The organism is Streptomyces paludis (assembly GCF_003344965.1).
GTDB lineage: Bacteria > Actinomycetota > Actinomycetes > Streptomycetales > Streptomycetaceae > Streptomyces > Streptomyces paludis.
Window position 1 is genome coordinate 8402779 of record NZ_CP031194.1, and the last position, 14505, is coordinate 8417283.

Annotated in this window: 15 protein-coding genes and 1 pseudogene; 12 read left to right on the top strand and 4 right to left on the bottom strand. The window is 68.9% G+C overall.

Annotated elements, in window-relative coordinates; translation table 11 throughout:
• Positions 1-23: 23 nt before the first annotated feature.
• Entirely contained in the window at positions 24-386 is a 363-nt protein-coding gene (locus DVK44_RS35980; RefSeq protein WP_114664744.1) for a winged helix-turn-helix transcriptional regulator, read from the bottom strand.
• A gap of 107 nt (positions 387-493) precedes the next feature.
• Between DVK44_RS35980 and DVK44_RS35985 the strand changes: the two genes are divergently transcribed.
• From DVK44_RS35985 to DVK44_RS36010, 6 genes are all read left to right on the top strand, one after another.
• Entirely contained in the window at positions 494-1123 is a 630-nt protein-coding gene (locus tag DVK44_RS35985) for an FMN-dependent NADH-azoreductase (RefSeq protein ID WP_114664745.1), read from the top strand.
• A gap of 233 nt (positions 1124-1356) precedes the next feature.
• Complete coding sequence (locus tag DVK44_RS35990; protein ID WP_114664746.1) at positions 1357-1725, top strand: DUF952 domain-containing protein; 369 nt, start codon at positions 1357-1359, stop codon at positions 1723-1725.
• 575 nt (positions 1726-2300) lie between these two features.
• Positions 2301-3056: a (5-formylfuran-3-yl)methyl phosphate synthase gene (locus DVK44_RS35995; protein ID WP_114664747.1), complete on the top strand. Its 756-nt coding sequence runs from the start codon at positions 2301-2303 to the stop codon at positions 3054-3056.
• 8 nt (positions 3057-3064) lie between these two features.
• A complete protein-coding gene (locus tag DVK44_RS36000; protein ID WP_114664748.1) occupies positions 3065-4468 on the top strand; it encodes an aldehyde dehydrogenase family protein in 1404 nt (467 codons plus the stop codon).
• The gene (locus DVK44_RS36005; RefSeq protein WP_114664749.1) at positions 4468-5577 is read left to right on the top strand and encodes an NAD(P)-dependent alcohol dehydrogenase; all 1110 of its coding nucleotides are present in this window, start codon (positions 4468-4470) and stop codon (positions 5575-5577) included. The genes DVK44_RS36000 and DVK44_RS36005 overlap by 1 nt, the downstream gene beginning before the upstream one ends.
• A 76-nt stretch (positions 5578-5653) precedes the next feature.
• Positions 5654-6559 (top strand): SAM-dependent methyltransferase, encoded by a 906-nt coding sequence (locus DVK44_RS36010; protein ID WP_114664750.1) that lies wholly within the window; start codon positions 5654-5656, stop codon positions 6557-6559.
• Positions 6560-6790: 231 nt separating this feature from the next.
• Here the strand turns inward: DVK44_RS36010 and DVK44_RS36015 are convergent, their stop codons facing one another.
• Together DVK44_RS36015 and DVK44_RS36020 are read right to left on the bottom strand one after the other, a co-directional pair.
• On the bottom strand, positions 6791-7321 hold the full coding sequence (locus DVK44_RS36015) for an EF-hand domain-containing protein (RefSeq protein WP_114664751.1): 531 nt from the start codon (positions 7319-7321) through the stop codon (positions 6791-6793).
• A gap of 1842 nt (positions 7322-9163) precedes the next feature.
• A complete protein-coding gene (locus DVK44_RS36020) occupies positions 9164-10336 on the bottom strand; it encodes a hypothetical protein (RefSeq protein WP_114664752.1) in 1173 nt (390 codons plus the stop codon).
• Between the two features lie 722 nt (positions 10337-11058).
• On the opposite strand from DVK44_RS36020, the gene DVK44_RS36025 reads away from it, so the two are divergent.
• The 4 genes and pseudogenes from DVK44_RS36025 to DVK44_RS36040 all read left to right on the top strand — a co-directional run bounded on the left by DVK44_RS36025 (position 11059) and on the right by DVK44_RS36040 (position 13062).
• Positions 11059-11319: a hypothetical protein gene (locus DVK44_RS36025; RefSeq protein WP_114664753.1), complete on the top strand. Its 261-nt coding sequence runs from the start codon at positions 11059-11061 to the stop codon at positions 11317-11319.
• 295 nt (positions 11320-11614) lie between these two features.
• Positions 11615-11926: a CPCC family cysteine-rich protein gene (locus tag DVK44_RS36030; protein ID WP_114664754.1), complete on the top strand. Its 312-nt coding sequence runs from the start codon at positions 11615-11617 to the stop codon at positions 11924-11926.
• Positions 11927-12089: 163 nt separating this feature from the next.
• Positions 12090-12346 (top strand): annotated as a pseudogene (locus DVK44_RS36035) (ATP-binding protein); the annotation flags it as partial.
• Positions 12347-12420: 74 nt separating this feature from the next.
• Positions 12421-13062, top strand: a complete 642-nt coding sequence (locus DVK44_RS36040) for a histidine phosphatase family protein (protein WP_114664755.1) — start codon at positions 12421-12423, stop codon at positions 13060-13062.
• 2 nt (positions 13063-13064) lie between these two features.
• Here the strand turns inward: DVK44_RS36040 and DVK44_RS36045 are convergent, their stop codons facing one another.
• Positions 13065-13286, bottom strand: a complete 222-nt coding sequence (locus DVK44_RS36045) for a hypothetical protein (RefSeq protein WP_114664756.1) — start codon at positions 13284-13286, stop codon at positions 13065-13067.
• A gap of 116 nt (positions 13287-13402) precedes the next feature.
• Between DVK44_RS36045 and DVK44_RS36050 the strand changes: the two genes are divergently transcribed.
• Positions 13403-13699 carry a hypothetical protein gene (locus DVK44_RS36050; RefSeq protein WP_162794232.1) on the top strand — a complete coding sequence of 99 codons (297 nt, stop codon included), beginning with the start codon at positions 13403-13405 and terminating at the stop codon, positions 13697-13699.
• A gap of 161 nt (positions 13700-13860) precedes the next feature.
• Positions 13861-14166 carry a hypothetical protein gene (locus tag DVK44_RS36055; RefSeq protein ID WP_114664758.1) on the top strand — a complete coding sequence of 102 codons (306 nt, stop codon included), beginning with the start codon at positions 13861-13863 and terminating at the stop codon, positions 14164-14166.
• The last annotated feature ends 339 nt before the right edge of the window (positions 14167-14505 follow it).

Below are 14505 nucleotides of genomic sequence, written 5' to 3' on the forward strand. Positions count from 1 at the left end.
AGACAAGGAGGAGGTGACGCGACTCAACGTCCGTCAGCGGTGATGCCCCAGCGGGATCCCCAGGGGACCAGGGGGATGAGCACCCGTACCAGTTCGCTACCGCTCTGACTCAGCGTGTATCTGATCTGTACGGGATGTGATGCGATGACTTCCCGGACCACCAGGGCATGGCCTTCGAGCAGCCGCAGGCGGGCGGCGAGCAGGCGCGCCGAGATGCCGTCGACCTCCGCCCGGATCTCGGTGAATCGCGTGGCGCCCCGGCCGAGCGCGAGCAGGATCGCACCGTTCCACTTCCCGCCCACCAGCTCGACCGCGTTCTGAAACATCGCGCACTCGGCCTCGGTGATCTGAAGCCGGCCGTGCTGCGTCTCGCTGGTGGCGTCCATGGTTACGAATGGTAATCAGGTTACTGGGCACATGCCAGTCCGGACGCTCGGCCGGAGGATGGGTGACGCCCCAGCGCACTTCATCCACTGATCGTTGAGAGAAAAACATGTCCTACTTGCTTCACCTCGACTCCACCGCCTTCGACGCCGAATCGCTCTCGCGCCAGGTCGCACGATCGTTCCGGGACACCTGGCAGGGCGACGTCGTGTACCGCGACCTGGCCGTCACCCCGGCACCGCACATCACCGCCGCGGGCGTATCGGCCCGGCTCGCCGATCCGTCCAAGCACACCCCCGAAGAGGCCGCGGCCCTCCTCGTCCAGGACGAACTGATCGAGGAGTTCCTCGGCGCGAGCGCGTACCTCTTCACCGTTCCCCTGTACAACTACACGATGCCATCGACCTTCAAGGCATGGCTTGACCAGGTCGTGGTCGTGGGCCGGGCGATCGTCCTTCCGGACGGCCCGCCGGCGGCCGGACGCCCCGCCGTCGTGGTCTCCGCCCGGGGCGGATCGTACGAACCCGGAACCCCGAACCACGGCATGGATCATCTGCTGCCCACACTCGAAACCGCCATGGGCCCGGGGACCCTCGGCCTTGAGATCCACGCGATCAAGCCCCAGTTGACGCTGGCGCCGGTGGTTCCCGAAATGGCCTCTCTCATCGACCTCCACAAGACATCGATGACAGAGGCTCACGCCGAAGCCCGCCGCCTGGCCGAGAAGTTCGCACTCTGAGACCTCGGAGGCGGTCCACTGCTGCGATGGACCGCCTCCAAGGCGCGTGACGTGCGAACGCCGCCTCCCCTGTCCCCGGCCTTCGCCGGGCGAGCGTCGCTCCCGGACCGGGACAACCCGTCACGCGGCCGGGCAGTGGCAGGCGGTTTCGTTCCCGACCCCCTTCGCCGGACCCTGGCCCGCAGGGCCACCGCGACAGCCGCCCTCCACCCCTCCTGCGGTATAAACGCACCATGATCCATCACGTTGTGACCGCCACTGACTGGAATGCCCTTCCCGAGGAACCGTACGGACCTGCTTCCCTCGCGCAGGAAGGCTTCGTCCACTGTTCCCCCGATGAAGCGACCACCCTGGCCGTCGTGAACGCCTTCTACCGCGACGCGCCCAAGCCGCTCCTGGTGCTGCTCCTCGACGAGGAGCGCCTCGCCTCCCGCGTGGAGTGGGAGCAGGCGGTCCCGGTACCACCGCCCGGGGTCGACGCGGATGTCGTGTTTCCGCATGTGTTCGGCCTGATCAACCGCGATGCTGTCGCGGCTGTCATGGAAATCCAGTGGGACGGCGAGGGGCGGGCAACAGGCATGCGAGAGCGGGAACGGGGATGACCGCTTGCGCGCTCACCGGGTGGAGGGGCATGCCAGGGGACGGGTACCGGTCGCCGGGCTGAAGCCGAAGAGCAGTTCCGGGCGGTGTGCGCGTATCAGCTGTCGTCGGAGAGCAGCGCTCCCGTCATGACCGCCAGTCCGGTGACGGCCAATGACCACAGGACGTAGGCGAGTTGGCGGCGGGACGCGCCTGTTCCATGGCCTCGAATGAGCTGATGGTGCGGGATGCGTGTTACAGGGAGCGATGGTTCGAAGCGGTGCGGGCCCGTCCTGGTGTCACGATCATGATCGTCCCGCACGGCTGTTGGCATGCTCGGATCGGGGCGTCAGCTGTCGTGCACCACGGCGGAAGCAGTTCGGGAGGGGGAAACCAGCCGGGCGGAACGTTGCCAGTGGGGCGGGTTCGCCCCGGTATGCACGGCGCGCTGCGTGTGAACGTGAGCGCCCCATGGTAACTCTGCGCGCTCTACCGGTTCCCTCGGGTGACAGAAATGATGAGCACACCTCACATGAACCAGGCGGTCCCCGCCCCTGTCCCTCGGCCAGGTGGGTATCGCGGTGGAAGGAGCTCAACGGTGTTGCTTCTCATTTCTCCGGACAGTGTCGAGGAAGCCCTCGATTGCGCGAAGGCGGCGGAGCACCTCGACATCGTCGACGTCAAGAAGCCCGACGAGGGATCGCTCGGGGCCAACTTTCCCTGGGTCATCAGGGAGATTCGTGACGTGGTTCCGGCGGACAAGCCGGTGTCCGCCACGGTGGGTGATGTGCCGTACAAGCCTGGCACGGTGGCGCAGGCCGCACTGGGTGCGGTGGTGTCCGGTGCCACGTACATCAAGGTCGGGCTCTACGGGTGCACGACGCCCGATCAGGGCATTGAGGTCATGCGTGCTGTCGTCCGGGCGGTGAAGGACCACCGTCCCGACGCGCTCGTCGTCGCCTCCGGTTACGCCGATGCCCACCGCATCGGCTGCGTCAACCCGCTCGCCGTGCCCGATATCGCGGCTCGCTCCGGTGCCGACGCGGCCATGCTCGACACCGCCATCAAGGACGGGACGCGGTTGTTCGACCATGTTCCTCCGGAGGTCTGTGCCGAGTTCGTACGGCTGGCCCACGGCTCCGGTCTGCTGGCGGCGCTGGCGGGCAGTGTCACGCAGGCCGATCTCGGTCCGCTGACTCGTATGGGTACGGACATCGTGGGCGTGCGGGGAGCGGTCTGCGAGGGCGGCGACCGTAACGCGGGCCGGATTCGGCCGCGTCTGGTGGCCGCTTTCCGGGCGGAAATGGACCGGCAGGCCCGGGAGTACGCCGTCGGCGTCCCCGCCGTGAACTGACCGCCGGCATGCCGACGCCTGAGGCCGGCAGCGTCCGCGGACGCCGGGCCGTACGTTTGTCCGTTGTCGACCCGGCCACCGGGGAGACCTTTGACGAGGTTCTCGATCAGCAGCCGGGCGAGCTGGACGATGTGGTCGCCCGCGCGGAGCGTGCCTGGCGGGGCTGGCGCGCCGACCCCGTTGCCCGCACCGCCGCGTTGCGCGGTGCGGCCGACGCCGTGGAGGGGGCCGCTGACGGCCTGGCCCGGTTGCTCACCCGGGAACAGGGCAAGCCCCTGGCCGAGTCGTACGCGGAGGTGGCCCGTACCGCGGCCCGCCTGCGCTACTTCGCCGGCCTGGCCCCCCGGACCCGCCGGATCGACGACGGCCGGCCCGTGCACAGCGAGATCCGCTGGCGCAGCCTCGGTCCCGTCGCCGCGATTGTGCCGTGGAATTTTCCGCTCCAGCTCGCGGCGGCGAAGTTCGCGCCCGCGCTCGCGGCGGGCAACACCGTGGTCCTCAAACCGTCGCCGTTCACTCCGCTCGCCACCCGGCTGCTCGGCTCCGTCCTCGCCTCCGCTCTGCCGGAGGATGTACTGACCGTTGTCACCGGCCGCGAACCGCTCGGTGCCCGGCTCGTGTCCCATTCGGGGATTCGGCATGTCACTTTCACTGGTTCGGTGTCCACCGGGCGGGCCGTCGCCGGAGCGGCGGGGGTCTCGCTGGCCCGGGTCACTCTGGAGCTGGGCGGCAACGACGCCGCCATTCTGCTGGATGACGTCGACGTGGACGGGATCGCGGACCGGTTGTTCTGGGGGGCGTTCCGTAACTGCGGGCAGGTCTGTATGGCGGTCAAACGTGTTTACGTTCCGGCCCGGCTCCACGCGGAGGTCGTCGAAGCCCTCGCCCAGCGTGCGAAGACCGTCGCTGTCGGGTCCGGTCTCGACCCGGAGAGCCGGCTGGGACCGGTCAACAACGCTCCGCAGCTGGCCCGGGTCGTACAGGTTACGGAGCGGGCTCTGGCGGACGGTGCCCGGGCGGCGTCCGGCGGTCACCGGCTGGACGGGCCGGGGTACTTTTTCGCTCCTACGATTCTCACCGACGTCCCGCCCGGCAGTCCTGTGGTGGCCGATGAGCAGTTCGGGCCGGTTCTGCCGGTTCTGCCGTACGGGAGCGTCGACGAGGCCGTTGACGCGGCGAACGGTACGGGCTTCGGACTGGGCGGTTCCGTATGGGGTACCGATCTCGACCGGGCCGGGGCGGTCGCCGACCGGCTCGAATGCGGTACGGCCTGGATCAACCACCATGCGGAACTGTCTCTCGCTCAGCCTTTCGCAGGTGTCAAGGACAGTGGTGTCGGTGTGGCGGGCGGGCCGTGGGGGTTTTACGGCAATCTCCGGCCGTTTGTCGTCCACCGTCCGCGGGAGGCGTGATGAGGAGGTTCCGGGCGGCTGTGCTGCGTTCGTACGACGGCCCGTTCACGGTCGAGGAGGTGGCCCTGCGGACGGAGCCCGCGGCCGGCGAGATCCTGGTCGAGATCGCGGGTTCCGGGATGTGCCGGACGGATCTGGCGGTTCGCCGGTCCGCCGGTCGCAGTCCGCTGCCGGCCGTCCTCGGTCACGAGGGCGCCGGGGTCGTGGTGTGTACGGGCGGCGGCTCTGAGGCCGCGATCAGTGTGGGTGACCACGTTGTGCTGAGTTTCGACTCCTGCGGAGGCTGCCGGAACTGCCTCGGCGCGGCTCCCGCCTACTGCGATTCCTTCGCCTCCCTCAACCTTTTCGGAGGACGTGAGGAGGAACCGCCGCGGTTCACGGATGCGGCCGGGAAGGCGCTGGCTCCGCGTTGGTTCGGCCAGTCCTCGTTCGCGGAGTACGCGCTGGTCCCTGCCCGTAACGCGGTCCGGGTCGACCCCGGGCTGCCGCTCGAACTGCTCGGGCCCCTCGGCTGCGGCTTCCTGACCGGTGCCGGAGCGGTGCTGAACACCTTCGGTGCGGGCCCCGGCGACACACTGACGGTCCTCGGCGCCGGAGCCGTGGGTTTGGCCGCGGTGATGGCGGCCACCGCAGCCGGTGTTGTGACCGTGGCCGTCGACCGGTATCCCCAACGGCTCGCTCTGGCCGAGCGGTTCGGTGCGATCCCGCTGCCCGCCGGAACGGCCGGGCTGCCCGGACGAATCCGGCGGCTGACCGATGGCGGCGCGCAGTACGCCCTGGACACCACGGCCTCGGTCCCGCTCATCAACGACGCGCTCCAGGCGCTGCGTCCCACCGGCAGTCTCGGTCTGGTGGCGCGTCTGCCCGCCGCGCTGTCGCTCGAACCGGGCACGCTCGACCGTGGCCGTAGCATCCGTCACATCTGTGAAGGGGATGCTGTGCCCGGGCTGCTGATTCCCCGGCTGACCGGGCTGTGGCGGGCCGGCCGTTTCCCCTTTGACCAGCTGGTCCGCACCTACCCGCTGAGCGGCATCAACGAGGCCGAACGCGACTGTGACGCGGGCCGTGTGGTCAAACCCGTTCTGCTCCCGGAGGGATCAAACCGATGAGCGAGGCACGCGGCACCGCGGCCGCGGTCCCGTTCCGGCAGCAGACATTTCACACTTCCCACTCGACGGAGGAAACATGGCAGGCTTGGCGCCGCAGCGGACAGACGTGGATGGCGTGGAGGGAGGTGTGGGCCTGACCGCTCTCCTGGTCGCCGCGGCAAGGGCGGTGGAGACCCACCGCCACGACAGCCTGGCCCAGGACGCCTACGCGGAACACTTCGTGCGCGCCGCCCCGGCCTGCGCGGGCTGGCCCGTACGGATCGAACAGGTTCCGGACGGGGACGACAGTCCGCTGTGGGGGCGGTTCGCCCGTTACTTCGGCCTGCGGACCAGGGTCCTCGACGACTTCCTTCTCGGGTCGGTCCGTGCGGACGCCCGTCAAGTGGTCTTGCTGGGGGCGGGGTTGGACACTCGTGCCTTTCGTCTGGACTGGCCGTCCGACTTGGTGGTTTTCGAGGTGGACAGAGCGGGCGTGCTGGCCTTCAAGCAGCGGGTGCTCACGGATCTGTCGGCTTCCCCGAAGGTGAAGCGCGTCGCCGTACCGGTTGATCTGCGCGCGGGCTGGGTCACCGCGCTGACCCGCGCGGGCTTCGACGCGGCGGTGCCGAGTGTCTGGCTGGCCGAGGGACTCCTCTTCTACCTGCCGGGCCCCGCCGAGACCTACCTCATTGACACGGTGGACAGGCTGACCGCCGGCGGCAGTGCTCTGGCCTTCGAGGCGAAGCTGGAGAAGGACCTGCTGGCGTACCACGACAGCCCGATCTACACGGTGACGCGTGAAGAGATCGGCATTGACCTGCTCCGTCTTTTCGACAAGGGACCCCGACCCGACTCCGCGGGGGATCTGGCGGCCAAGGGCTGGTCCACCTCGATGCACACGCCTTTCGACTTCACCCGTCGGCTCCGGCGCGGCCCTCTTCCCGAGCCGAACGACGCGCTGGAGGGAAACCGGTGGGTGTTCGCGCACAAGCCCCGGCCATGACGCCCGCACAGGGCCTGCCCCTGGCCCGGGGTTTCGCCGTGATCGTGAACGGCCGTCCGTCAGTACGGGAGTTGAGGGCGGGGCCGTGCCGCGGGCCCCGCGCGGTGGGAGGCGTCCCGGCGGAGGCGGTGGCCCGGTCGCGTTTTAGCGGTCGCCGCCTGCCCGGGACGGCGAGCGGCATTCCACGACCAACGAGGGCCAGTGTCCCGGGACAGCCGCTGACGGGCCGTGTCAGACCCGGGCGGCCACCAGATGGTCGCCCGGGATCCCGGCCATGTCCGGCGCGTAGTAGTCCTCGATGCCGGTGGCCCACGTAGCCACGGTGATGCGGTCCTCGGCGTCCGGGGCGAAGGCGTCGAAGAGCGCGTGGATGTTCGCCTCCTCGAAGCCGATCGCCGTCATCAGCGACACGAAGAGCGGGCGCTCGATCAGGCCGTCCCTGTCGGGGTCGCCGACTGTGGAGAGTGCCTCGGCGAACTCGGTGATCGTGGGACCGAAGCGCTCAGGGTCGAGCACGAATGGACGGAACTCGTCGAGGGTGATCACACCGTCGCCGTTGGCGTCCAGTTCCGTGGCCAGCGTCGTCCAGTAGCGGCGGAACGCGGCCCGGACGGCGGCCCTGGCACCGTCGTCCGATGCGGCCGCCGCTTCCAGGACACGGCCCGTCATGAGGTCGAAGTCGTCGGAGTCGATGACTCCGTTGCCATTGGCGTCGAAGAGGGAGAAGACCAGCTCGACTCGCTTGGCGGCCTCGGTTCGCATTTCCGTCACCTGTCTGCTGCGGCCCGTCGGTCCCGGGCCTGGCTCAATGAGTGCTTCTACGTAACCGTGTTGGGGGAAAGACGTGACGGTGATGCGGTCTTCGTTACCGGAAAGAGTGAGTGCGCCGACCATGAGCCCGGGCGGGCCGGACCGTCCACATCCGATCCGGGCGAGACCGCCCACCTCCACCCGGCGCTGTTCCGGCTCGGCAGTCCGACCGCCGGGCCGGAACGGCGGCAGCCCGACCGCGAAAACCCTTCGGCGCAGAGGCGGATGTGCCTCCACGGCGCCGGCACGTGGGCAGGGAGGCAAGGCATCCGATGAGACCGGGTCGGTGAGCTGTGCCTGTGCCTGTTGTGCGGCTTGCCGGAGTCGGTCATAGCGATCCGTCCAGCTCGGGTACCTCTGTGTAGAGGACGGAGCGGGAGACGCCGAGAGGGGCTGACGGGCCGACCTCGGTTTGCCGGTTGTCCCGTCTCTGGATACGCCGAGGACCGGCCCAGCAAGCGGATGCCAATCGGGCTGAGCGTCAGACCGCGGAGAGGCCAAGGGGGTGGCTTCGCGCGCGGTGGCTCCGGCCCGCGCGCACATCGGGTGCGGGCCGGAAGCGGGCGGACAAGCTCACCGGCGCGGACCGCAGGGCGCTGTCGCCGCTGTGCTGACCTATGCGAATCCGTACGGTTGTCTCGATCCGGACATGAACAGCCGCCTTGATCTGGGCTTGTCCCTCCGGGTGACGGAGCCCGGCCCGCGCACTGCGGAGGTAGCCGCAGCCCCCATGTGACAGCCGGACTCCGGTCGTGGCCGGAGCCGTGGTGAAAGTGGCGCTGCGCCTGCGTGATCCGGTTGCCTCCGGCTGAGATCAGCTGGGCGGGTTGTGGGTCTGTTGGGTCTGTTCCGGCGCGGTGGCGGAGGTGCTGGTCCAGCTGGCGAGTATGCCGAGTGCCGGGTGCGGGCCGGGGTCCAGTGGCGCGGCGGGATCTGCCTGAGAGATTCGTGCTGTGGGAGACCGTCTGTAGACGGTATCGCTGCTGGTCGGCGGATGGAGCATGGATCATGCTGCTGTCCCGTATTCAGGCTGCCGAGGGTGCTGTGGGCCGGATCGGTTGGGACGTGTGGGTGGGCTCGGCCGCGATAGGGACGTATCCGCATGCCGCCGGTGCGAGGAAGGTGCCAGCGGTCGCGGGCCCTCAAAAAGGGGAGTGACTGGGGGACGTATCAGGTTGGTCCGGTGTTGCGAAGGCTGGCGGGGCGGTTGACCGGGGTGGTCGGATCGGTGAGTGTGTTTGGGGCGTTCCGGAGGGGGCTTGACCACCAAAATCCACCTTGCAGCCGAAGGCCGATGCCGGGCTTTCGTCTTTGTCCTGACGCCAGGTCACCACGGTGAGGGCCCTCGACTCGAGGGCGTGCCGGGGAAGGCCTGGGTGCCCCGCACCGGCGTCGGTTGGCCCCGTACTCGACCTGGTCACGTTCTGGCGGACAAGGCGTACACGTCCCGGAAGACCGCCGTGCCTGTGACGACGCGGCATCCAGCACGCCATCCAGCACACTGTCCCAGAGCGCCTTGACCAGTAATGACACCGCAAGGACCGGGGCTCCCGAGGCGGCCGGCCCCTCAGCTTCGACGGCGCGAGCGCTACAAGAATCGCAATACCGTCGGACGGGCTGTCAACCGCCTCAAGGGCTTCCGGGCTGTCGCCACTCGCTCTGCGAGACACGTGCCTGCGTCTGCCTCGGCACGGTCACACGCGCGGCCGCATCATCCGGTTCCGAGCATGATCCGAGGAAGAGTGCCTGGACTGTGTCGTCGTGCCCGGGCGACGTGGCGACGGGGTGGCACGATCAGTGATGGTGGAGCAGGGCGACTGCTTCGGCGAAGTCGGCGTGTGCGGGTTCGAAGGATCGTGCCGCGACGAGGAACATCGACCGGTCGGTGAGGGCTCGGGCGAGGCGTGCGTGGTTGTCGGGGAGGCGGCGGGCGAGTGTCACGCCTTCGTCGAAGTACGGTGTGAACCGGTCCTTGAACAGGTAGGGGTGGTCGCCGTCGCGGACGGCCGCGCGGATGCTGATCCTGCGTTGGACGTCGACCAGTTCCGGCAGCCGATCGGCCTCGCGCAGTCTCGCCGCCTCTTCTTCGAGGCCCGGCAGCATGCCGAGGAAACCGTCCCTCACGCTGCGCGACCATCGCAGCTCCGTGCCGAACGGTGGCATCGGGGACTCGGGGCTCGCGGCGGGTTCGGCTGCCCGCCCCGAGAGGATGAAGAGCGTCCTCCACCATCCGAGGATGCAACTCCAGGTCTTCGGCTCGCCCGTGGTCGCGAGTTCCTTGAGGACACTCAGGGCCTCACGCCGGGAGGCCGTAGCACTCGCCTCGTCCCCGACGGCTTCCCGCATCCGTGAGAAGTGGACCAACTCCCAGGTGAGTATCGCCAGAGCGGTGCGCTGTTCGGCTGCCTTGCGCCGGGTCTCCTCAAGGAGTTCACGGAAGACGGCTGATGCGGCGTCGTGCAGCCCGGCGCCCTCCAGGTTCGCCGCCCACCGGACCATGCTCCAGAAGGAGCGCTCCGGGATTCCGTTCCGGGCAGCCTCTTCGTCGACCTTCGCGGCCTCCTTGAAGCAACCCTCCTCGGCCAGAACTCTCGCCAAGGGCTCGCTTCGGCCGGCCTCGGCCAGCTCCTCACAGATTGCGCGCCCTTCCCCTCTGCGCCCGAGGGCGAACAAGGAAGCCTGATAGGCGTCCAGGGCCCGGTGCAACCGCTCCGTCCGGTTCGGTTCCCCGGCCTCGATCCTGCGGGCGGCCCGGGAAGCTTCGGCGGCAAGCGCGAGGTCCGCCTTCGGATCCCGGCTCTCGTAGTGCAGCGCAAGCAGGGCGTCGACCAACTTCGGCATGTACGCCTTTGGACTCACCTCGGCCAGAACCCGGTACGCGTCGGCCAGTGCGGCCCGGCTCGGCTGTCCGGACCCGAGCAGCAGCACGCGGGCCCGAAGCACCGCATCGTGATCGATTGTCACCATTCCCCCTGTCTGCGGATGACGCACGAAGGAGATTCTGAGTGGCGGGGCTCGGACCGGACAAGCCTTGCGAACTGTGCGTTCCGTCCTACGAAAACGGGCGCTGACCTGTCATGATGGACATGTATTCGTCCTGATTCCACAAGCGGGGAGCCGCACCGGACGCCTTCCGCGCAGCGGGCGATGGCACGGCCTGCGTCTCGGGCTCGGGCGGGGAGTGTGCCGGCGTTGTACTGGGCTGGTGCCAGGACGGCGCCGGTTACGGGAGTGAGCGCGGTCAGTGTCGGCCGACGTGTTTGGCCCGGTTCGGCAAGGACTCCGATCAGCGCGGCGGTGAACACGGCGACCAGGAGCCACATGGCAATCCACCCGTCAGATCCGGGGATACGCCTGCGGTCCGGGATGCCCGGGTGGCGGTGAGGCCCGACCCGCCCTCTCAGCCGGGGCACGGTTCCTCGCACCGGGCTCAGGTGCGAGCGCCGCGCCTGCGGCGTCCGGGCAACCGGGCGCGCGGTGTTCCGCTGCGAAAGGCCCGTCACGGTCGGCTCGCACGCGTGGCCCGGTGGCGTGCCACCAGGAAGGGTGCGGCGCGGTGGCCGCGTTGGCGGCCCGACCGAATGCCTCCAGTGGCCTCCAGGCACGTGGTGTTCTCCACGGCGGTCAGAGTGCTGAGTAGCTGCTCGGCGGCGAGGGCGACGCGGTCGGGTCGAGCAGCGCATGAGCGGGTGCTGACGATCAACGTGACGTTGCTGCTCGTCGTCATCGTGGTGCTGCGGCTGCGCCGTCGGACCGAGGCGAGGAGCCGGCTGGACGAGAAGTGCACGGTCGTCATCGTGCTGGCCTTGGGTGTGTTGCTCGCTCCGACACCGGTCGGTCAGGGAATCCCGGCGTTTGCGGGCCGGCTCATCGAGAGTCTCTCGCAGTCCAGTTTTGAGCCCTGCCGTAGCCCAGGAAGCGGTCCACGAAGAGGAGGGGGAAGGCTGTGAGCGGCCTGCCCGGAGACTCCGCTGTCCCATTCGCCCCTCTCATCGCCCCACCCGTGATGGCCGCCGGTTCAAGTGGCATCCGGTCGTGTCCTGCCCCGACCGGTGCGCCGGGGTCGGCCGGCCCTGTGTCGCTCGTTGGGGCCGGGTGTCTGCGGACTCTTCCCGCCCGTCCCGTGGGCCTTGATGTACTGGAGTGTCGGAGCAGGGCGAAGCAGGGGAGCGGGACGTTGGCCGGGACAGCCTCTGACGCGACAAGAGCAGAGCTTCTTCCCAGGAATGCAACACTCAACGTGTGATGACGCCCGAAGAGCCGTGCGAGCCATGCCCGCCCCGTGGCGGTCCGTATGCCTGTCCTTGCTGCAAGCTCTTGACCCTGGAAGCCCGGGGACACTTCCAGGTCTGTGACGAGTGCAGTTGGGAAGATGACGGCCAGGACGACCCGAACGCCGACGAGGTCTGGGGCGGCCCCAACGGGGCGGAGAGCCTGACCGACGCACGTCATCGCTACGCGCAGTACGTCTCAACAACAAGGGCAACTGATCCGAGATCAGCAGTGAACGGCGGGCCAGGCAGGTGGCGTTCACGCCCAAGTCGTCGTCGTAGCTGAGTACGCATCTCGGTACTCACCGGGGATCTCCCTGAACCCTTTCCGACGCCGCGACTATGCAGACCAGAGCAGCCCTCGCGAGAGTTGTGGCCTCGTGCGCAGCCAGCCTGCTCGGCATAGTCGCGGTCTCATTATGGGTCGATCTATGCGGATATCGGTGTAGATCGATGAACTCGGCTACGTGGAACTCGACTGCACGGAGCCGAACTCCTCTTCCAAGTCCTGACCGAATGCGAGGAGAAGAAGAGCGTCGCCATCGCCTCCAACGAGTTCTTCGGCGGCTGGACCAAGACCTTCACCGATCCACGCCTCTGCGCGGCCATCGTCGACCGCCTCGCCTTCAACGGCACGATCATCGAGACCGGCACCGACTCCTACCGCCTTGCCAGCACCCGAGCCCGAGCCGAAGAACCCGCTTGATGGTTGCGAAGCCGCTCTTCCATAGTTACGGCCTGCAACCAGGCAGGACGCTACCTACAGGAGGGCACGCACTCATGCGCACTCTTTACGTCGTCACCCATCCGGAGGCGGCGCATCACGTCGAGGGAGTCGTCGGCGGATGGCATGACTCGCAGCTGACGTCCGCCGGCGTCCGTGCGGCGGTCTCCATCGCCCAGGCGCTGCGGTCCCAGATTCCGGACGGCGCCGAGGTGGGGCTGTTCTCCTCGGATCTGCAGCGCACCCTGCGCACGGCGGATGAGGTGGCCGAAGCATTCCGCGTGAAGCCGGTCCTGGATCGCAGGCTGCGGGAGAAGTCCTACGGCGAGGCGGAGGGAAGGCCGCAGGAGTGGCTCGACCGGCGCTTTATCCCGCCGCCGGCTGCCGGGGAACGGATGGACCACGACGAGGGCGTGCAGGGTGCGGAGACCAAGGCGTCGTGGGCGCGGCGCATCTACGCAGCCATGGACGAGATCCTGCGCACCCCTTGCGAACACCAGATCAGTGTGACCCACGGCGGCTCTCTGACGTGCGTCGTGGCGTCCTGGATCAAGATGCCGATCGAGTCAGCCGGCTATGCCAGTTTCCGGGCGCCCTCCGGCAGCATCACCACACTGCGCGAAGACGACTTCTTCCGCAACCGCCAAGTCGTCAGCCTCGGTGACACCCGCCATCTCGACTCCGCCCAGACTGGCTGACCTCAACCTGACCCGCTTCGACGGCCCGACGCCCTTCCGGGCAGCGGGCCGTCCCATGGTCCCGCGCAGTCCATGCTGAGCGCGGCGAGGGCGGTGAGCTGTTCGGTGGTGAGCCTGTCGTGCTTCGATTTGGTGTTCGAAATCCGTGCGCTCAGGTTCACGATCACCGGCTCCGTCTCGCCGCCGACCGCGATCTCCTCGCTGTGGCTGCTCCGGCTGTCCATCCGGATCGGGCGGCTGCGCCGACAAGCCGGTGCTTCCGGCTGGGCCGGGAGGCCACAGGAACCGGCGCCCGGCCCTGAGGCCATGGGGCGGCCTGGGCCGGGCGGTGGCGGTCGTCATGGATGAGCTGGAACAGGCGGCGCAGTGGCGGGCGGAGGACGATGAGCCGCCTGGGGTGTGGTTGTGGCGGGCGGGGAAGGGCCCGGCTCTGCATGTGCGGATCGATGGCCGGTGGCTGCCGTCCTCGGTGCTCGCCCGGCTGGCGTACGGGGACGGCCGGGTCGCGTACCAGGTGGTCGTGACGCCGCCGCCCAGCGGCGGGTACGAACGCACGTACCGTTGGCCGCAGAAAGGGAAGCTGCGGCCAACGTCGAGAACCGACACACCGGCGGCCCGCGTGATCGGGCCCGCGTGATCACGGCGTCATCGGGGGAGGCTGCCGTACCGCAGGTGAACAACCCCGAGAGACGCCCGGAGACCTCACCGGCCCGAACCCGCCTCGGAGGCCCCGGTGCTCCCCATTGAACGCACGCATTTCGTCACCCCGGCGGTCGTGTCTGCCGTTGAGGGCACCGGATGAGCCTTCATTGGCTGGAAGGGACGGTGGGCCGGGCGTGGCGGGCGTGGGTCAGTCGGGACCGGCCGACGATTTCCGCGCTGTTCCTGCTCAGCGGCGTCGCAGCTGGCAGTCTGGCTTCCCGGCTGTCGGCGATGGCTGACGGGCTGCGGTTGGCCTCTGGTCAGTTGGGCTTCGCGTTGATGGCGCGGGCCTGCGGCGGGATCGTGATCCTGCCGCAGGCCGGCTGCCTGGTGTTCCTCTTTCTTGGGGTGAGCGTGGGCTTGGTCGGCGTAGCGATCAGCTTCGCTGGTCGTGGTGTTTGAGGCCGGGTTGGGCGAGTTGATTTTGCCTGGCCTGCGCGGGCTGTGGGCGGCGGCGCGTTCATCGGGTCCGGCATCGGCGCGTTGGCGGCCGTGTGCGGAATCGGCTGCCGGGCTAATCTGCGGGCCGCTGCGGGTCTGTTGCTGCTGTTCAACCTGACTGCTCCGTCGGCGCTGCCGGGCGCCCGGCAGCGCCGACGGAGCAGGCGGACGCCACCGCGGCCGTCGGTGCGCGCACGCCGACGCCGCAGCCGCAGTCGTTCGGGGCCCCGTGCCGCTCCGGTTCAGTATTCCGGCCGGCAGGGTCTTGCTGATTGGCCTGGTTGGGTTCTGTGTCTGTTT